General features: G+C 45.8%; 16 protein-coding genes and 1 riboswitch. Of the genes, 8 read left to right on the top strand and 8 right to left on the bottom strand.

Going from position 1 to position 18,465, the window contains the following annotated elements:
* The first annotated feature begins 85 nt into the window (after positions 1-85).
* The gene (locus tag AB4167_RS15550; RefSeq protein WP_009848140.1) at positions 86-520 is read left to right on the top strand and encodes an Hsp20 family protein; all 435 of its coding nucleotides are present in this window, start codon (positions 86-88) and stop codon (positions 518-520) included.
* Between the two features lie 224 nt (positions 521-744).
* Here the strand turns inward: AB4167_RS15550 and AB4167_RS15545 are convergent, their stop codons facing one another.
* The 4 genes from AB4167_RS15545 to glyQ form a co-directional block, all read right to left on the bottom strand.
* Entirely contained in the window at positions 745-1,989 is a 1,245-nt protein-coding gene (locus AB4167_RS15545) for a valine--pyruvate transaminase (RefSeq protein ID WP_372136733.1), read from the bottom strand.
* Between the two features lie 254 nt (positions 1,990-2,243).
* Complete coding sequence (locus AB4167_RS15540; protein WP_372136732.1) at positions 2,244-4,331, bottom strand: alpha-amylase; 2,088 nt, start codon at positions 4,329-4,331, stop codon at positions 2,244-2,246.
* A 202-nt stretch (positions 4,332-4,533) separates the two neighbouring features.
* The gene (gene glyS, locus AB4167_RS15535) at positions 4,534-6,600 is read right to left on the bottom strand and encodes a glycine--tRNA ligase subunit beta (protein ID WP_017058814.1); all 2,067 of its coding nucleotides are present in this window, start codon (positions 6,598-6,600) and stop codon (positions 4,534-4,536) included.
* 2 nt (positions 6,601-6,602) lie between these two features.
* Positions 6,603-7,517, bottom strand: coding sequence for a glycine--tRNA ligase subunit alpha (glyQ, locus tag AB4167_RS15530; RefSeq protein WP_017632669.1), 915 nt, complete (start codon positions 7,515-7,517; stop codon positions 6,603-6,605).
* Between the two features lie 210 nt (positions 7,518-7,727).
* A riboswitch (yybP-ykoY riboswitch) is annotated at positions 7,728-7,844 on the top strand.
* A 93-nt stretch (positions 7,845-7,937) separates the two neighbouring features.
* Between glyQ and AB4167_RS15525 the strand changes: the two genes are divergently transcribed.
* On the top strand, positions 7,938-8,495 hold the full coding sequence (locus AB4167_RS15525; RefSeq protein ID WP_004739245.1) for a TMEM165/GDT1 family protein: 558 nt from the start codon (positions 7,938-7,940) through the stop codon (positions 8,493-8,495).
* Between the two features lie 147 nt (positions 8,496-8,642).
* Positions 8,643-8,897, top strand: a complete 255-nt coding sequence (locus AB4167_RS15520; protein ID WP_017058818.1) for a hypothetical protein — start codon at positions 8,643-8,645, stop codon at positions 8,895-8,897.
* A gap of 83 nt (positions 8,898-8,980) precedes the next feature.
* Here the strand turns inward: AB4167_RS15520 and tusA are convergent, their stop codons facing one another.
* The gene (tusA, locus tag AB4167_RS15515; RefSeq protein ID WP_004736675.1) at positions 8,981-9,232 is read right to left on the bottom strand and encodes a sulfurtransferase TusA; all 252 of its coding nucleotides are present in this window, start codon (positions 9,230-9,232) and stop codon (positions 8,981-8,983) included.
* A gap of 149 nt (positions 9,233-9,381) precedes the next feature.
* On the opposite strand from tusA, the gene AB4167_RS15510 reads away from it, so the two are divergent.
* A complete protein-coding gene (locus tag AB4167_RS15510) occupies positions 9,382-9,567 on the top strand; it encodes a hypothetical protein (RefSeq protein WP_004736674.1) in 186 nt (61 codons plus the stop codon).
* A gap of 156 nt (positions 9,568-9,723) precedes the next feature.
* Entirely contained in the window at positions 9,724-10,665 is a 942-nt protein-coding gene (locus AB4167_RS15505; RefSeq protein ID WP_102397891.1) for a LysR family transcriptional regulator, read from the top strand.
* A gap of 135 nt (positions 10,666-10,800) precedes the next feature.
* Here AB4167_RS15505 and AB4167_RS15500 read toward each other — a convergent pair whose 3' ends face one another.
* The 3 genes from AB4167_RS15500 to fadB all read right to left on the bottom strand — a co-directional run bounded on the left by AB4167_RS15500 (position 10,801) and on the right by fadB (position 15,385).
* Positions 10,801-11,781 (bottom strand): MDR family oxidoreductase, encoded by a 981-nt coding sequence (locus AB4167_RS15500; protein WP_017071789.1) that lies wholly within the window; start codon positions 11,779-11,781, stop codon positions 10,801-10,803.
* Between the two features lie 242 nt (positions 11,782-12,023).
* Positions 12,024-13,187 (bottom strand): acetyl-CoA C-acyltransferase FadA, encoded by a 1,164-nt coding sequence (gene fadA, locus AB4167_RS15495; RefSeq protein WP_017058821.1) that lies wholly within the window; start codon positions 13,185-13,187, stop codon positions 12,024-12,026.
* Positions 13,188-13,213: 26 nt separating this feature from the next.
* Positions 13,214-15,385, bottom strand: a complete 2,172-nt coding sequence (gene fadB, locus AB4167_RS15490; RefSeq protein WP_017058822.1) for a fatty acid oxidation complex subunit alpha FadB — start codon at positions 15,383-15,385, stop codon at positions 13,214-13,216.
* Positions 15,386-15,612: 227 nt separating this feature from the next.
* Between fadB and AB4167_RS15485 the strand changes: the two genes are divergently transcribed.
* From AB4167_RS15485 to hemG, 3 genes are read left to right on the top strand one after another with little or no spacing between them, the layout of a single operon-like run.
* Positions 15,613-16,236 carry a YigZ family protein gene (locus AB4167_RS15485; RefSeq protein WP_017058823.1) on the top strand — a complete coding sequence of 208 codons (624 nt, stop codon included), beginning with the start codon at positions 15,613-15,615 and terminating at the stop codon, positions 16,234-16,236.
* A 34-nt stretch (positions 16,237-16,270) separates the two neighbouring features.
* Positions 16,271-17,728, top strand: a complete 1,458-nt coding sequence (locus tag AB4167_RS15480) for a TrkH family potassium uptake protein (RefSeq protein ID WP_372136731.1) — start codon at positions 16,271-16,273, stop codon at positions 17,726-17,728.
* Between the two features lie 10 nt (positions 17,729-17,738).
* Positions 17,739-18,266 carry a menaquinone-dependent protoporphyrinogen IX dehydrogenase gene (gene hemG / locus AB4167_RS15475; RefSeq protein WP_065584162.1) on the top strand — a complete coding sequence of 176 codons (528 nt, stop codon included), beginning with the start codon at positions 17,739-17,741 and terminating at the stop codon, positions 18,264-18,266.
* The last annotated feature ends 199 nt before the right edge of the window (positions 18,267-18,465 follow it).

Genomic DNA, 18,465 nt, shown 5'->3' with positions numbered 1-18,465 from the left:
CTCTTAGCTGTTTACTGGGTCACACACAGGTTAGATCCAAGTAAAATTCGCAGCTAAGACTATTGCTTACTAAAAGGATAGCATTATGAGAACTGTAGATTTCACTCCACTTTACCGCAACGCAATCGGCTTCGATCGTCTATTCAACATGATGGAAGCGAATACATCGAAGAACTCTTCTGGCGGTTACCCTCCATACAACATCGAGCAAAAAGACGAGAACAACTACCGTATTACTATGGCAGTCGCTGGTTTTGCTGATGACCAATTAGATCTGACTCAGAAAGAGAACATGCTAATTGTGAAAGGTGAGCGTAAAGCAGAAGCAGAGAAAACCTTCGTATACCAAGGTATCGCAGAGCGCGATTTCGAGCGTAAATTCCAACTGGCTGACTACGTAAAAGTGGTAGGTGCAAGCATGGAAAATGGTCTTCTTCACATCGACCTCGAACGCGAAATCCCAGAAGCGATGCAACCACGTAAGATTGCTATTAATGGTAATAGTCTACTAGAAGGCTAATACCCGTCATACTTGAAGCTACAGCGTTGTTGACGTCGTAAATCCCCCCTAATCACATAGGTTCCCTATGCTCATAGGGCTGAATTTTCTAGTCGCCTAGCTGAACCCTCAATTATTTAGGGTATTCAAGTGACAAACATCATCGGGAAGTAAAAGTGAAAGAGCACCTCATTAGGTGCTCTTTTTGTATTTGACCTGCGGTAAGCTAAAAGCTCTTATTACTGCTATGAGTAAGCCTTTTTCACTTCTTCAGCAATGATAGCAATGCCTTTCTGCATCGCCTCATCATCTTGCACGTAGTTCATACGTAGACATTGATGGGCATGATCCCACTCGTCTTCTTGGCCGATAAAGAAGTATTCACCCGGAACAATCAATACGCCGCGAGCTTTAAGGCGGTCGTACAGTTCCATTGTGGTGATCGGCAGCTCATCAAACCATAGCCATAAGAAGATAGCGCCTTCAGGTTTGTGAATACGGAAGCGAGGGTCGTCGATAGCGTCTTGTAACAGTTCAACTGCACGTAGTGACTTATCTTTATAGAAAGGTTTGATTACCTCGCTACTTAAGCGCAGTAAATCGCCTTTTTCAATCATGTGATTGGCAATTGCAGGGCCAACACTGTTTGGCGCTAAGCTAATGATGCCATTCATGTTGGTCAATGCTTGTGTTACTTCTTCACTCGCAATTACGATACCGCAACGCACACCCGGCAAACCAAGCTTAGAAAGGCTCATGCACAGAATCGTATTTTCATTCCAGAGCGGTTCGACATCTTCAAAGATGATGTTAGGAAACGGCAGGCCGTAAGCATTGTCGATCAGCAGTGGGATGTTGTTTTCACGCGCCAGTTTATCCAGTTTACGCACTTCTTCGTCGGTCAGTACGTTACCCGTTGGGTTGGTTGGACGAGATGCACAGATAGCCGCGACTGAGTCATCAACCTTTAGTTGTTCAAAATCAACGTGGTATTTAAACTGACGGTTTTCTAGCAGTTCGATCTCTGGGTGGTAAGAGATAAAAATATCGTCATCAATACCCGCGTCGCCGTAGCCGATGTATTCCGGTGCGATCGGCAGTAGGATTTTCTTATGTGAGCCGTCAGGCTGTTGGCCTGCTAGCAGGTTGAATAGGTAGAAGAAGCCACTTTGACTGCCATTAGTCAGGCTGATGTTCTTCTCGCTGATGTCCCAACCGTAGGTCTCTTTCAGCATTGCCGCTAACGATTTGATGAAGCTGTCTTTACCCTGCGGACCATCGTAGTTGGCGAGGGCGGCGATGAGTTCTCCACTGGCGAGCATGTCGGCACTGGCTTGGTTAAAGTAATCGAGCATGGCAGGGATAGCGGCTGGGTTGCCACCACCGAGCATGATAGCGCCAGGAGTGCGCAGGCCATCATTCAAATCATCCATTAAACGAGTGATTCCAGAGTATCGATTAAACTTTTCGCCAAACTTAGAGAACTGCATTACTAATTTTACCTAATTCATTGTGATTGCTTGTTACGTGTCATTAAGGCAGACCTTATGTCTGCCATCAGTGTATTCCTTGAACATACCGCAATGTTTTTGCGACGCATAGCGCCAAATGCTCTAACACGTAAAAAACTTCTATAAAGTTTGGTTAATGAGTGACAGCTTGCTTATTGAACGTACCTTTAGCGATAAAAAAAGGAGAAGCCTAAGCTTCCCCTTTAGTTTCTGGTGTTTATGTTAATGAAGGTTTAGTTCGAACCGGTATAAACGACTAATACCTTGTCATCTTGGTATTGGCGTTCGAACGCATAGTAGCCCTTGCTGTTACGGATGATGTGCTTACCCTGAGCAACGGCTGGGTGGCGTTGGCGGAATTGGCCAAGCGCTTGCCAGTGTTCTAGCAGCTCTGCACGTTCGCCAGTGATTTGATCCCAAGGCATGTCTGAGCGTGTGCCTTGCATTGGATCAGAACCCGTTAGGCCAAAGTCTCGGGCGATTTCATCGCCGTAATAGATCTGTACCGGACCGGGAGCCAGCATCAACGCGTTTGCAGCTTTGGTTTGTTTTGCAAAGTCACTGCCATGTTGTGTCCAGAATAGCGAGGTGTCGTGAGACGAAAGGTAACTCAGTACGTTGAACTCGCTGTCGTTGTTGATCTTCTCTGCGTATCGAAGGTAATCAGCATCAAGATCGGATAGGCACTTGAGCGCCTTTGGTGCGATATCACTCTGGAATTCAAAGTTGATGATCGAATCAAATCCGTTAGCGAAGTAATCTGATTTGACCACGCTGTGTGCCCATACTTCGCCAGTCATCCAGAAGGGTAAGTCATCCAAGGCCTTGTCTGGGTTGTTCTGTTTCCACTCGGCAAGTGCCTGGTTGGTGCTCTCTTTCAGTTCTGCCCATGCTTCGAGTTCAACGTGTTTAGCGGTATCGACCCTGAAACCATCGACACCATATTCGCGCACCCAATCCGATAACCAAGTGATTAAATGGTTACGAGGTGTTTTGAGTTCATCGGTCGCGCTGGTGGACTTATTGCGATAGAAATTAGGCAGCCCGATTGTCTCTGTCGACTCTGTTTTGAAATCGGGCAGATGCGCCAAAGACATGGTGAGGTTATTGTAGCCCGGAGAGTCATAGGCGCCGATATCGCTGCGTAGCCAAGCTTTGCCCCACCACTTTTCCCACGCTTCTTTGTCGCTGTAAGAGATGTAGTTGTTGAAGTAGTGCCAGTTCTGACCTTTGGCAGGTTGCCAATCTGTCCAGTTTTCGCCAAGTGTTTGTTTGGCTTCTTCGTCAGTTAGGTTGAGCTTACCAAAATCAAACTCTTGCATGTCGGCAAGCGTCGCATAGCCGGTGTGGTTCATTACCACATCCCAAACAACACGAATGCCTTTGCTATGCGCGGTATCGATGAAGGTTTTTAGCTCGTCTTCGGTGCCCATGTTGTCATCGAGCTTGGTCCAATCTTGATGGTAGTAGCCGTGGTAGCCGTAGTGTTTGAAGTCACCTCGATCACCGCCGCCAACCCAGCCGTGGATTTGCTCTAACGGAGACGTTATCCAGATAGCATTAGCACCGAGTGATTCTATGTAATCGAGTTTTTCGGTTAAGCCTGCCAAGTCACCACCGTGGAAGGTGCCGATTTCGTCTTGTTCATCTTGGCTGCGACCGTAACTGTTGTCGTTATCAGGATTACCATTGTGGAAACGGTCAGTCATTACGAAGTAAACCGTGGCGTTATCCCAACTAAAGTCAGCTTTGGTTTCTGGTTCTACTTTCTCAAGCAGCAGAACACCTTGGCTATTTTCTGCTGGCTGCATGGTGACGCTGCCATTCGTTACTGTGACTTGTTTGCCTGAAAGAGCGTCTCTAACCACGGTGCCATCATCAAAGGTTTGAGCAACGTCGATGATGGTTGGTTCGTCACTAGGAACCGGACAAGCAAAGCTTTGTACTTGTTGTTGCTTCGGCTTTATCTGAACGGTCAGTTCATTGGTTTGTGGGTTGAGCATAAACTGATAGGTGTTAGCGCGAAAGATCTTGATATCTAATTCAGACTTCTCGGCGCAGTCGTCTAGGCGAAGGGGTTTATTGAATTTGATGCGGTTTTCTTCAGCCAGCGCATAGTTGGTGCCACAGGTATTTTGAGTATCGCTGATAGAGAAGGTATAGCTACCTTTCGCGAGTTCCTGTTCTGCAATCACGGTGCCTTTACCGGATGATTCGAATACGACAGTGTCGTTATCAATTGTCAGTAATAGGTTGTTGTCACTGGTTTGGCTGCATGCGCTGAGTGCGAGTATTGAAAGCGCGAGTACTGTTTTTTTCATTGTTCCCTTCCCCTGAATAAACAGGTCAGTTATAGCAAACAATGCCCTCTACAGTCTGAGTGCTGTTTCATTCAGTTAATCAATAAGACCTCTACAAACAAATGCTTGGTTCACAAAAACAAAAAGGGAAGCTTTCGCTTCCCTTTGGGTGTTTACCGTTAATTACTCAGAGTATGACTTAGAGTAATTGTCTCACTTGTGCTTATTTTTGCAGTAGAGATATGTCAGCAATCTGTAGGAACAGGTTACGTAGGTTGTTCAGTAGCGTTAGACGGTTCTTCTTAAGCGCTTCGTCATCAGCCATCACCATTACGTTATCGAAGAATGCATCAACTGGTTCACGTAGATCAGCAAGCTTGCTTAGGGCTTCTTGGTAGTTACCTGTTGCGAATGCTGGTTCTAGTGCTTCCGTCATTACTTCAACGTTTTCAGCCAGTGCTTTCTCTGCGTCTTCTTGAAGAAGCGTTAGGTCGATTTCAGCTGGTAGCTCGCCATCGAATTTCGCAAGGATATTACCTACACGCTTGTTCGCTGCTGCTAGTGCTTCTGCTGCTTCCAGTTCACGGAAGTGAGAAACCGCTTTAACACGTTGGTCAAAGTCAGCAGGCTTAGTTGGACGACGTGCTAGTACCGCTTGGATTATATCAACGCTGAAACCAGCATCTTGGTACCATGCGCGGAAACGACCTAGCATGAAGTCGATAACGTCAGCTTCTACGTTTTTGTTAGTCAGCTTGTCGCCTAGTAGCTCTTTCGCTTTGCCGATCAGATCGGTTAGGTCTAGGTTGTAGCCGTTTTCAACGATGATACGTAGCACACCTAGAGACGCACGACGAAGTGCAAATGGGTCAGAACCTTTTGGTGCTTGGCCAATACCGAAGATACCTACGATAGTGTCTAGCTTGTCTGCCATTGCTACTGCTGAAGAGATACCCGTGCTTGGTAGATCGTCACCCGCGAAACGAGGCATGTATTGCTCGTAAAGTGCCAGTGCAACTTGCTCGTCTTCACCGTCGTGAGTCGCGTAGTGCATGCCCATCACACCTTGAGTATCCGTAAATTCGAATACCATAGAGGTCATTAGGTCACACTTAGCCAGTAGGCCAGCACGTTTAGACTTTTCAACGTCAGCATCGATTTGCTCAGCAATGTAGCCTGCAAGCTCTGTGATGCGGTCTGTTTTGTCTTTGATAGTACCCAATTGCTTCTGGAAGATAGCCTGGTCTAGTTCAGCAAGACGGTCGATAAGCGGGCGCTTACGGTCTGTGTTGAAGAAGAATTCAGCATCAGCAAGACGTGGGCGTACCACTTTCTCGTTACCTTCGATAACGTGACGAGGCTCTTTAGACTCGATGTTCGATACGAAGATGAAGTTCGGTAGTAGCTTCTTGTTGTCATCGTAAACAGGGAAGTACTTTTGGTCACCTTTCATGGTGTAAACCAAAGCTTCAGAAGGGACTTTTAGGAACTCTTCTTCAAACTTCGCTGTCAGTACTACTGGCCATTCAACCAGAGACGTTACTTCTTCAACAAGGTCATCTTCTAGGTCAGCTGTACCGCCAACCGCAGCTGCCGCTTTTTGCGAATCAGCAAGGATGATCGCTTTACGCGCTTCGTAATCTGCCATTACTTTACCGCGCTCTTCTAGGATCGCAGGGTATTGGTCAGCAGAGTCGATTGTGAACTCTTGTTCGCCCATGAAACGGTGGCCACGGATAGTACGAGCAGATGCTACGCCTAGGATTTCGCCTTCAACAAGCTCATCACCTAGTAGTACTGTCAGTGTTTTTACTGGACGGATAAATTGAATGTCTGAGTTACCCCAGCGCATTGCTTTAGGAATTGGTAGGCCAGCCAGTGCTTTCGCAGCAATGTCCATCACCAATTCTTGAACTGGTTTGCCAGCTACTTCTTGTTTGAAAAGAAGCCACTCGCCTTTGTCTGTTTTCAGACGGTCAGCTTGCTCAACAGTAATACCGTTACCACGAGCCCAACCTTGTGCCGCTTTGGTCGCGTTGCCTTCAGCATCGAACGCCACAGAAACAGCAGGGCCACGTTTCTCAACCACTTTGTCTGCTTGGCCTTCAGCCAGTGCAGTTACTTTAAGTGCTAGACGACGAGGTGCTGCGTACCACTTGATGCCTTCGTGAGAAAGCTCAGCCGTTTTAAGACCTGCTTCAAAGTTAGAAGCAAACGCTTCTGCTAGAGAACGAAGTGCTGTTGGTGGAAGCTCTTCCGTACCCAGTTCAATTAGAAAATTCTTCGCCATGATTATTTGTCCTTCTTACACATTGGGAAGCCAAGCGCTTCACGTGACGCGTAGTACGCCTCAGCAACTGATTTAGTCAGGTTGCGGATACGAAGGATGTAACGTTGACGCTCTGTTACAGAGATAGCTTTGCGCGCATCAAGGATGTTAAATGCGTGACCTGCTTTTAGAATGCGCTCGTAAGCTGGAAGCGGCAGTGGCTTCTCAAGCTCAAGTAGTTCTTTACACTCTTTCTCGCACTGATCGAAGAAAGTGAATAGGAAATCTACGTCTGCGTGCTCGAAGTTGTATGTTGATTGCTCAACTTCGTTTTGGTGGAAGATGTCACCGTAAGTCACGTTAGAACCGTCTGGTGCTACGTTCCATACTAGGTCGTAAACAGAATCTACTTCCTGGATGTACATTGCTAGACGCTCGATACCGTAAGTGATCTCACCTGTTACAGGTTTACACTCAAGGCCGCCAACCTGTTGGAAGTAAGTAAACTGTGTTACTTCCATGCCGTTTAGCCATACTTCCCAACCAAGGCCCCATGCGCCTAGTGTTGGGTTTTCCCAGTTATCTTCAACGAAGCGAATGTCGTGAACAAGTGGGTCAACACCAAGAACCTCTAGGGAGCCTAGGTACAACTCTTGGATATTGTCTGGCGATGGTTTTAGCGCTACTTGGAATTGGTAGTAGTGCTGCAGACGGTTCGGGTTTTCACCGTAACGGCCATCGGTCGGACGACGAGAAGGTTGAACGTAAGCTGTAGACATTGGCTCTGGGCCAAGTGCTCGTAGACATGTCATTGGGTGAGAGGTGCCTGCACCTACTTCCATATCTAGAGGTTGAACAATGGTACAACCGTTTTGAGCCCAGTAATCCTGCAGCGCGAGGATCATTCCCTGGAAGGTTTTGATATCGTATTTTTGCATAGTCAGGTTCGCGCGATTCTTTTAAATGAATGAGAAAAATAACCTCTGAGTATACCGAGATATTTGTAAAGCGAGTAGGGGTAATCTTGTTTAATTAGTGGTCTAAAATGTCGTTTAGTGGATTTTTGTGCCTTTAATGTTTGTTTTTCGGCACAAGTGGATATTTTGATAACTTTGACACTTGTGTTTGAAAGCATGGGCTATTAAAATCTCGCGGTCTTTGGGGAGTAGCTTACTTATTCATATCCTATTGAATGAGTTCGTTCGTCAACATAATTGATGCAAAATCATCATGGCGTTCGAGGCAACCACCACCTTGGTGGTGCTTAGCAAGACCATAGACAAGCATCGTGAACCGGGATGGGGCGCGAGGTTTGTCTTTGGTTAAATATAATAATCCCCATCCCAAATGAGCATGTCGTGAGCGTTTTAGCAATTTCAATTACAACTGTCGCCTTAGCCGAGATCGGTGATAAGACTCAGTTGCTATCTCTTTTATTAGCCAGTCGATATCGCAAGCCGATACCTATCATCGCAGCTATCTTCTTTGCCACCATTGCCAATCATGCCCTTGCAGCATGGCTCGGGGTCGTGGTTGCTGATTATCTTTCACCTGAAGTATTAAAGTGGGTGCTGGTGGTCAGTTTCATTGCGATGGCTGGCTGGATTTTGATTCCCGATAAGTTAGATGACGATGAACAGATCTCAAACCGAGGACCGTTTGTCGCCAGTTTTATCGCTTTCTTTATTGCTGAGATCGGCGATAAAACCCAAATTGCGACCTCTATCCTAGGGGCTCAATATGCGGATGCATTAGCGTGGGTGATTCTGGGTACAACCATTGGTATGTTGCTGGCAAATGTGCCTGTGGTGATCATCGGTAAGCTGTCTGCTGATAAGATGCCTCTTGATCTGATTCGTAAGATCACAGCCTTGCTATTCGTGGGTTTAGCTATCGCTGCTGCGTTTTACTCGTAAGTGTTTTGAGTCTTATTATACTCAATCAGTAGAGTAATGTGTTGTAGGTCATACTCTTACAGTATTGTGGGGTTTATCGAGCGAATGGACATATAACTGTCATACTTGTCATGATATTTTAATCTTGTGAGTTAAGAACACGAGGGCATGATTATGTTGACGCGTTATATGGGTATTACTCCACAAAGCCAAAGTTATCTATTTACTTTTGGTCTTGCACTTACACTGTTAGGCATGGTGTTGACGGACATGTGGCTGCCAATGGTCGCGGGTGCCATCATCATGACTGCACTTGCGGTAGAGGCTTGGATTCGGGTCGCGCATATTATTCCGATGCGCAAAGATATCCGAGAAATTCAGCATCAGCTGGAGCATCTGCAAAACAAATCTAGAAGCGAATAAACAAAAAGCCGCTCGTACTCTGAGTTCTGTTTAAGAACATAAGGTACGAGCGGCTTTTTTGATACTTGATAGTCGGTGGGGCGTTACGCCTCCAATCCCTTTCTGATCAAATACTGGTAAGGCAACGTTTCTGTTGCTTGGCCTACCAACTGGTGATCCATGAATCGACAAAAGCTCGGAATATCTCGAGTTGTCGAAGGATCGTCAGCTTTTACCAGTAACACATCGCCATCCTGCATGTTTCTAATTGTCTTCCTGACCATCATTACTGGTTCCGGGCAACGCAGGCCTTCAGCTTCTAAAGTATGGGTTGCCAGTTCAGGTTTGAATGTCATGGTTTGTATCTCTATATCTATCTAACGAGTGAATAATACGTCTGCAGAAAAAATATGCAATAAGTGCTTGGCAAACAGAATCATTTCCTATAACTTAGTTAACAAGTTGATAACAACTTGAAGCAAAGGCAACTAGCTAAGGAGTGGCGATGTTGACAGGATTAGATAGATTAACAATTTATTCGGTTCTCTGTTTTATTTCTTTTTGTGCGTTAGTACTACGCTCATCGACAGAGACCTCACTGATGCCTATTTTTGGCATAGTAGCAACGATTATTGGTATTTGGGTAGAGATGCGCCGTTGGCAAGGCATAGCCGAAGAGCAAGAGCACTAACCCGAATACAGCAAGCGAATTCCGATACGACAACATTCCGACACTATCCCCAAATTTTCTTGGGCTTCCCCGCGTAATTGCGGGATTTTTTTTATCTAAAGCATGCTATAAACAACTTAGTGACTAATGGCAATCGTATACAGCTAGGTAAGTGGCGTGGAATTAGAAGACATCTATCGTAGAGACCTTAATTTATTGGTCGCTTTAAAGGTATTGATTGAAGAGGGCAGCGTAAGCCAGGCCGCGCTTCGTCTTAACTTAAGCCAATCCGCAACCAGTCGAGTATTAGGGCGTTTAAGAGAATTACTAAACGATCCGTTGTTTACACGTCAAGGTCAGCACCTTATTCCTACCAAGAAAGCACTCGAGATCAGTCAGCGTATTGATCAGCCTTTGGAGTCTTTTCGCCAATTGCTGAGTCCGAGTGACTTTGACCCTTACTATTGCAGCGAACGTTTTCTGATCGCTACCACCGATTATGCGATGCAAACCATCTTGCCTTATGCATTGCCTAAGATTTATGAACAAGCGCCGAACATCTCTTTGGAGTTTGCACCGCTGCAGCATGAGCATTTGTTTAAACAGCTCAGTACCGAACGTGTTGATATGGCGATCTGTCGACCGAGTGGCAGCGTTGCACCACTTCATCAAGAGGTCTTGGGGCCGGTCGGTGTGTCGTGTCTGTTATCTAAAAACCACCCATTGGCGGATCAGCCTTTAAGCCTTGAAGACTATGTATCACTCCCGCACGCGATGATTGCGATCAGTGATGGTGTTAAAGCGTTATTAGATAATGCTTTAGCCAATCAAAACCCACGAAAAATGGTACTGCGTGCTTATCACCTTGAAGCGGCATTGGCGATTGTCGATAGAATGCCGTTGGTGATTACTGTGCCTGCTGATTTGGCTTATTTGGTAGCAGAGCGTTATGACTTGGTTGTTAAGCCATTACCATTTGAATTTATGCCGTTTGATTACTCACTGATCTGGCACTCGCGTTGCGATTCTTCTGCTTCACAACAATGGTTAAGAAGAGTGGTAAAAGAAGAGTGTGGTGAGTTGATTCAAAAACGGATTGCGGATGTCGGTTTGGGTTAACCGGATCTGAGTCTGAGTTCACTTGACCCGAATGACAAAAACGCAAAAGGGCTGATAAAAATCAGCCCTTTGTTGTTTTGGGTTATCCAAGCCTAAAGTTGTTGCTTAAGGTTTGATAACTTTATGTTTGAGAGCCTATAGTTTAATGACTACGCGACCAGTGATTTGACCGTTAGTGATGTCTTCTGCTGCTTGAATTGCACCGTCTAAAGACACTTCTTTGGTTGCTTGAGCGTAGAAAGATTCTGGTAGTAGCTCAGCCAGTTGTTCCCACGCTTTAATACGTTTTTCACGAGGGCACATTACAGAATCAACACCTTGTAGGCGAACGTTACGCAGAATGAATGGCATTACCGTGGTTGGTAAGTCAAAACCGCCTGCTAGACCACACATCGCAACCGCACCGTTGTAATCAATTTGCGCCAATACTTTCGCAAGGACTTTGCTGCCTACCGTATCGATAGCGCCAGCCCACAGTTGTTTTTCTAGTGGCTTAGCTGGTTCTTCTAGTTCAGCACGCTCTACAATACGTGTCGCGCCTAGTGATTTAAGTAGTTCACCGTTTACAGAAGCACGGCCAGTCACTGCTGCCACTTTGTAGCCCAGTTGGTTTAGTAGAGTGATAGATACGCTACCTACACCGCCACTTGCGCCGGTAACTAGGATTTCACCGTCTTCAGGCTTGATGCCAGCATCGACAATAGCTTGAACACAAAGCATTGCTGTGAAGCCTGCTGTACCAATCGCCATTACTTTCTTAGCGTCTAGACCTTTAGGCATCGGCACTAACCAGTCACCGTTTAGGCTTGCTTTCTCAGCCATGCCGCCCCAGTGACCTTCACCAACACCCCAACCAGTTAGAACCACTTCGTCGCCTGCTTTGTAGCGAGGGTCATCAGATTGTGAAACCACACCAGAAAGGTCGATACCAGGAACCATAGGGAAGTTGCGAACAATGCGCCCTTTACCTGTAATCGCCAAACCATCTTTGTAGTTCAAAGAAGAGTAGCTAACATCAATCTTCACGTTACCTTCTGGTAATCGAGATTCTTCAATTTGAGAAACTGACGCGATAGTTTTTTTGTCTTCTTGGTTTAGTACAAGTGCTTTAAACATGATCTGCTCCGTGGAGGAATATTAGGAAACTGAAGTAACTTTAGTTGAATCATCCGAGAAAAAATAATGAAACATCAACATTGAATATATGCGTTTTGTGCATAGATGTCAGGGTTGGTTTTTCTCTCGTTGAGTTCGCTGAACACAATCGATGCATTGTTGGATGCCAAGCAATAAAAAGTGCAGCTATATAAATATAGCTGCACAAAAGATTACCCTTCAAATATTACAGTCAGTAAACGCTATGGGCGTTCAAATACCGTTGCAATACCTTGGCCTAAACCAATACACATAGTCGCCAAGCCGTATTTCACGTCTTGTGCTTCCATCAGGTTGATTAGCGTCGTCGAGATACGAGAACCAGAACAGCCTAGTGGGTGACCCAGAGCAATCGCACCGCCGTTAAGGTTTACTTTCTCGTCAACAACATCCAGTAGACCTAAGTCTTTAGCACAAGGTAGAGATTGAGCAGCAAACGCTTCGTTTAACTCAATCACACCCATGTCTTCAATGGTTAGTCCTGCACGTTTAAGTGCTTTTTGGGTTGCTGGTACTGGGCCGTAACCCATGATTGAAGGATCGCAGCCAGCGATAGCCATAGACTTCACGCGAGCGCGAATCTTAAGGCCAAGTGCGTTAGCTTTCTCTTCGCTCATGATAAGCATTGCAGAAGCACCATCAGACAGAGCTGATGAAGTACCTGCTGTTACTGTGCCGTTTGCTGGGTCAAATACCGGACGCAGCTGGGATAAGCCTTCAACTGTTGTCTCTGGGCGAATGACTTCGTCGTAATCCAGAGTGAACAGAGAACCGTCTGCAGCGTGAGCTTCGGTTGGCAGGATTTCATTTTTGAAACGACCTTCAACCGTAGCTGCTTGAGCGCGAGCATGTGAGCGTGCTGCGAATGCATCTTGGTCTTCACGGCTAATACCGTGCATTTTGCCTAACATCTCAGCGGTTAGCCCCATCATGCCGGCCGCTTTTGCTACGTGTTTTGACATGCCTGGGTGAAAATCAACACCATGGTTCATTGGTACGTGGCCCATGTGCTCCACACCACCAATCAGGCAGATTTCAGCATCACCAACCATGATAGAGCGAGTTGCATCATGCAAAGCTTGCATAGATGAACCACATAAACGGTTGACTGTTACAGCACCAATCTCAATCGGTAGACCAGCAAGCAAGGCAGCGTTACGTGCAACGTTGAAGCCTTGCTCTAGTGTTTGTTGTACACAACCCCAGTAAATATCTTCAATTTCGACAGGGTTTACTTCTGGGTTGCGCTCTAAAATGCCTTTCATCAAATGTGCAGACAGATCTTCAGCACGAGTGTGACGGAAAGCTCCACCTTTGGAACGTCCCATTGGGGTGCGAAGGCAATCAACAACAACTACATTTTTCATTTTGCTATTCCTTTTCCAAATGTGGGTTACAGAGAACTGGCTTGTTGGCTGTCGTAAAAGCTTTCGCCCTTCGCTGCCATATCAAGCAATAGCTGAGGAACTTGGTACATTGCACCTAAGTCTTGGTAGCCTTTCGCCATTTCAACGAAGTTACCAATGCCCACACTGTCTAAGTAGCGGAATACGCCGCCTCTAAATGGAGGGAAGCCTAAACCGTAAACCAGTGCCATATCCGCTTCTTGCGGTGTCGCGATAATGCCTTCTTCTAGACAAAGCACCACTTCGTTGATCATTGGAATCATCACGCGCTGGATAATTGTTTGGTCATCAAAATCTTGTGGTGCTTGACATACGTCAGCCAAGATAGGAAGAATGTCTTCAGAGAAGGTCTTCTTCGGACGACCACGCTTGTCTACGCTGTATGTGTAGAAACCGCTACCGTTTTTCTGACCGTATTTTTCAGCAACGTAAAGTGCATCAATCGCATCACGACCTTCTTTGCCCATACGCTCTGGGAAACCTTGCGCCATCACAGCTTGTGCGTGGTGTGCAGTGTCTAGGCCTACAACGTCTAGTAAGTAAGCCGGGCCCATTGGCCAACCGAACTTGCGCTCCATCACTTTATCGATCTTAGTGAAATCAGCACCGTCGCGTAGCAACATGCTGAAACCGCCAAAGTAAGGGAAAAGTACACGGTTAACGAAGAAGCCTGGGCAGTCGTTAACAACGATTGGGGATTTACCCATCTTCGCTGCGTAAGCAACCACGCGATTGATGGTCTCTTCTGAAGTTTGTTCACCACGGATGATCTCAACCAAAGGCATGCGATGCACAGGGTTAAAGAAGTGCATGCCACAGAAGTTTTCTGGGCGCTTCAGTGATTTCGCTAGCAGGTTGATCGGAATTGTAGAGGTGTTTGATGTTAGAACCGTGTCTTCACCAACCAAACCTTCCACTTCGCTCAGTACTGCTGCTTTTACTTTCGGGTTTTCTACTACTGCTTCAACAATCACATCCGACTGTTCTACACCCGCGTAATGCAGGCTTGGAGTAATAGAAGACAGAATACCTGCCATCTTGAATCCATCTAAGCGACCGCGTGATAAGCGTTTATTCAACAGCTTAGATGCTTCGTTCATACCTAGATCAAGCGATGCTTGTGCGATGTCTTTCATCATCACTGGCACGCCTTTTAGAGCTGATTGGTAAGCAATACCGCCGCCCATGATACCTGCACCAAGTACGGCTGCACGCTCAGTTGCTTTGTTTGCTGACTTACCCGCTTGTTTCGCTAAGCCTTTGATGTACTGGTCATTCAGGAATAAGCCAACTAATGCTTTTGCTTCTTCCGATTTCGCTAGCTTAACGAAGTGCTTACGTTCGATGTCGAGTGCTGCATCGCGATTGCTGCGTGCTGCTTCTTCAATCGCAATCACAGAAGTAATCGGAGCTGGGTAGTGAGGCCCTGCTTTTTGAGCAACTAAGCCCTTCGCCATGGTAAAGCTCATCATCGCTTCGAGTTTGCTTAGTGAAAGCGCTGATGTCTTTTGTTTACGGCGTAGCTGCCAGTCTAATTTTTCATTAGCAGCCAGAGAAACGGTATTGATTGCCGATTCTAGTAACTGGTCTGTTTCAACAATCGCATCTAACAAGCCAACTTTAAGCGCTTCATCTGCACGGCATGCTTTGCCTTGCGTGATAATTTCCATTGCGCTGTCAGCACCGATAACACGAGGTAGGCGCACACAACCACCAAAACCAGGCATGATGCCAAGTTTGGTTTCAGGTAGGCCAATGCTGGTGGTCTTGTCACCGATACGGAAATCGGTAGCGAGTACACATTCACAGCCGCCGCCAAGGGCATGGCCACGCATCATTGAAAGAGTTGGGACAGGAAGGTCTTCGAGCTTGCTGAAGATTGAATTAGCGAATCTTAACCATTCATCAAGTTCTGCTTCTGGCTTAGCAAATAGGCCAAGAAATTCAGTGATGTCTGCGCCTACAATGAACGCGTCTTTGTTTGAAGTTAAGATTAAACCACGTAATCCTGCGTGAGCATTAAGAGCATCTAACGCTTTATCTAGTGATTCTAAAGTAGCAAGGTCGAGTTTGTTTACAGAGGCTGGTGCACAGAAGCTTAATTCCGCAATACCATCTTGTAATTCCTTTACCTGTAGGGTGTTAGCTTGGTAAATCATTGTCTATCTCCATGACATACAATCCACGATTGTTTGAGAGAATCTTGTTATCTTTCTATTATTGTAGAATACCTGGTAAGACCAGTTATCTTAGTCTGTACCTCTGCTTGATTAATTTCAATACATTTTTTAAACAATTGTTTAACATTGTGCGATGGCACAGATCCTCTAACCCTTATTATTCACGCGTGATACACTTCGTCGCTCTTATTAACTAAGTTAACGATATGAATGAACAGCCTTATTTAATACCTTCTGCGTCGGCTCTGTTTGAAGAAGAGATAAAAAAGAGCGTCTTTATTACGCATCTTGCTCATACTCCAAGTGTTGAAGCTGCAAAACAGTTCGTAGAACAGGTGAAAAAAGAGCATTCTTCAGCACGACATAACTGTTGGGGTTTTGTTGCTGGTCGACCTGAAGACTCAATGCTTTGGGGTTTCAGTGATGATGGTGAACCCTCGGGTACAGCGGGTAAGCCTATCTTGGCGCAACTATCGGGCTCTGGTGTCGGTGAATTAACGGCTGTTGTGACGCGCTACTCTGGCGGAATTAAGCTTGGAACCGGCGGTTTGGTTAAGGCTTACGGCGGTGGCGTACAACAAGCTCTCAAGCTGCTTCAAACTATCGAGAAAAAAATAACCACAAAATTACGGCTAGAGTTAGACTATGGCTTTGTGCCGATCGCACAATCCATCATGGCTCAGCATCAGGCTGTTGAGGTCCAAGCGGATTATGGTGTTCAAGTTGAGCTTATTATTGAAATAGAGCTCCTTCAGGTAGATTCGTTTACCCAAACCATGATCAATAAAAGCGGTGCTAAGGCACTGGTAACGAAAGTCAAAGACAACTAGGAAGTGTGAAGCATTTCGCTTCGTTCAATAGCTCATGCAATTTCGCTCAATTATTCGAATCGTCGGATTATTATTAGCACTTTTTAGTGTATCAATGCTTGCTCCTGCGCTCGTCGCACTGATCTATCGAGACGGTGCGGGTGTGCCATTTGTGACGACTTTCTTCGTTCTCTTATTCTGTGGAGCAACTTGCTGGTTTCCCAACCGACGTTATAAGCATGAATTGAAAGCGCGTGATGGCTTTTTGATTGTTGTTTTGTTCTGGACGGTAATCGGCAGTGCGGGTGCTTTACCGTTTTTGATCGCTGATAACCCGAGCGTTTCGGTAACAGACGCTTTCTTCGAATCTTTCTCTGCATTAACCACTACAGGTGCGACGGTGATCGTTGGCCTTGATGATTTACCTAAAGCGATCTTGTTTTATCGCCAGTTTCTGCAGTGGTTTGGTGGTATGGGTATCATCGTATTGGCAGTAGCCATTCTTCCTGTACTGGGCATCGGTGGCATGCAGCTGTACCGTGCTGAAATTCCAGGTCCAGTAAAAGACAGTAAGATGACTCCGCGTATTGCTGAAACGGCAAAAGCACTTTGGTACATCTATTTGAGTCTAACGATTGCTTGTGCAGTGGCGTTCTGGCTAGCAGGGATGAGTTTCTTTGATGCGATCAGCCATAGCTTCTCTACTATTGCGATTGGTGGTTTCTCGACTCACGATGCGAGTATGGGTTATTTCAATAGCCCGGCGATCAACATGATTACCGTCGTGTTCCTGCTTATATCAGCATGTAACTTCTCTCTTCACTTTGCCGCTTTTGCTTCAGGTGGTGTGCACCCTAAATACTATTGGAAAGATCCTGAGTTCCGCGCCTTTATCTTTATTCAAGCGCTACTGTTTTTAGTATGCTTCTTATTGCTGCTTAACCATCACTCTTATGATTCGTACTACGATGCTTTCGACCAAGCCTTGTTCCAAACCGTGTCTATCTCTACGACCGCGGGTTTTACAACGACGGGTTTCTCAGAGTGGCCATTGTTCTTACCCGTACTGCTTTTGTTCTCTTCTTTTATAGGGGGATGTGCAGGTTCTACGGGTGGTGGTATGAAAGTGATTCGAATCTTACTACTTACTCTGCAAGGTGCTCGTGAAATGAAGCGTCTTGTTCACCCACGGGCTGTCTATACCATCAAGGTTGGCGGTTCTGCACTACCACAACGTGTTGTAGATGCGGTCTGGGGCTTCTTCTCTGCATACGCATTAGTGTTTGTGGTTTGTATGCTGGCTCTTATTGCAACTGGTATGGACGAGTTGAGTGCTTTCTCTGCGGTAGCGGCGACATTAAATAACCTTGGCCCGGGCCTTGGTGAAGTCGCGGTGCACTTTGGCGATGTGAACGACAAAGCAAAATGGGTACTTATCGTATCTATGCTGTTTGGCCGATTAGAAATCTTCACCTTATTAATCTTATTGACCCCTACGTTTTGGCGTAGCTAAGGACAACATTGTGGCAAAAGCTCTATTTTTGTATTCAAGCCGTGAAGGGCAGACCAAGAAAATCTTGAACTATATAAAAGAAGAAATGAGTGAGTTCGAATGTGAGCTTCAAGATCTGCACACTATTGGCAAGGTGGACTTTGCTCAGTACGACAGAGTGTTGATTGGCGCATCGATTCGTTATGGCCACCTTAATAAGAAGCTATATCAATTTATTGATGCCAACCTTACTCAGTTGCAATCAAGCAAGGTTGCGTTCTTCTGTGTTAACTTAACGGCGCGTAAAGAAGACCAAGGCAAAGATACACCAGAAGGCAGTGCGTATATTAAGAAGTTCCTTACCAAGTCTCCATGGCAGCCGACTTTAATCGGTGTATTTGCAGGTGCCCTCTATTACCCACGTTATAACTGGTTCGATAGAACCATGATCCGCTTTATTATGAATATGACAGGTGGTGAAACGGATACAACGAAGGAAGTTGAGTACACAAACTGGGAAAAAGTCTCTTTGTTCACTGAAAAACTGAAGAATATGTAAGATAAAAGCCTACTTTTGAGGCGTTTTGAGTTCTTTTTAATCGAACGAATAAAAAAACGAAAATAACTTAAAAAAGGGCTTGCCAGTGTGATCGAAATCTCTATAATGCCACCTCGCTGACACGGGATGGCTTCTTAGGAAACCAGAACGAATCAGCAAGCCAAATTAGCCAAGCCAATCGCTTGAAAAAAGTTTTGAA

The sequence above is a fragment of the Vibrio sp. 10N.286.49.E11 genome (assembly GCF_041469505.1).
GTDB lineage: Bacteria > Pseudomonadota > Gammaproteobacteria > Enterobacterales > Vibrionaceae > Vibrio > Vibrio crassostreae_C.
The sequence above is the reverse complement of the archived record's forward strand: the minus strand, read 5'-3'. Positions and strand labels throughout refer to the sequence as shown.

Coding starts and splice junctions, on each gene's coding strand:
- AB4167_RS15550 (WP_009848140.1), top strand. CDS start 86: ATGAGAACTGTAGATTTCACTCCACTTTACCGCAACGCAATCGGCTTC.
- AB4167_RS15545 (WP_372136733.1), bottom strand. CDS start 1,989: ATGCAGTTCTCTAAGTTTGGCGAAAAGTTTAATCGATACTCTGGAATC.
- AB4167_RS15540 (WP_372136732.1), bottom strand. CDS start 4,331: ATGAAAAAAACAGTACTCGCGCTTTCAATACTCGCACTCAGCGCATGC.
- glyS (WP_017058814.1), bottom strand. CDS start 6,600: ATGGCGAAGAATTTTCTAATTGAACTGGGTACGGAAGAGCTTCCACCA.
- glyQ (WP_017632669.1), bottom strand. CDS start 7,517: ATGCAAAAATACGATATCAAAACCTTCCAGGGAATGATCCTCGCGCTG.
- AB4167_RS15520 (WP_017058818.1), top strand. CDS start 8,643: ATGATTATGTTGACGCGTTATATGGGTATTACTCCACAAAGCCAAAGT.
- tusA (WP_004736675.1), bottom strand. CDS start 9,232: ATGACATTCAAACCTGAACTGGCAACCCATACTTTAGAAGCTGAAGGC.
- AB4167_RS15510 (WP_004736674.1), top strand. CDS start 9,382: ATGTTGACAGGATTAGATAGATTAACAATTTATTCGGTTCTCTGTTTT.
- AB4167_RS15500 (WP_017071789.1), bottom strand. CDS start 11,781: ATGTTTAAAGCACTTGTACTAAACCAAGAAGACAAAAAAACTATCGCG.
- fadA (WP_017058821.1), bottom strand. CDS start 13,187: ATGAAAAATGTAGTTGTTGTTGATTGCCTTCGCACCCCAATGGGACGT.
- fadB (WP_017058822.1), bottom strand. CDS start 15,385: ATGATTTACCAAGCTAACACCCTACAGGTAAAGGAATTACAAGATGGT.
- AB4167_RS15485 (WP_017058823.1), top strand. CDS start 15,613: ATGAATGAACAGCCTTATTTAATACCTTCTGCGTCGGCTCTGTTTGAA.
- AB4167_RS15480 (WP_372136731.1), top strand. CDS start 16,271: ATGCAATTTCGCTCAATTATTCGAATCGTCGGATTATTATTAGCACTT.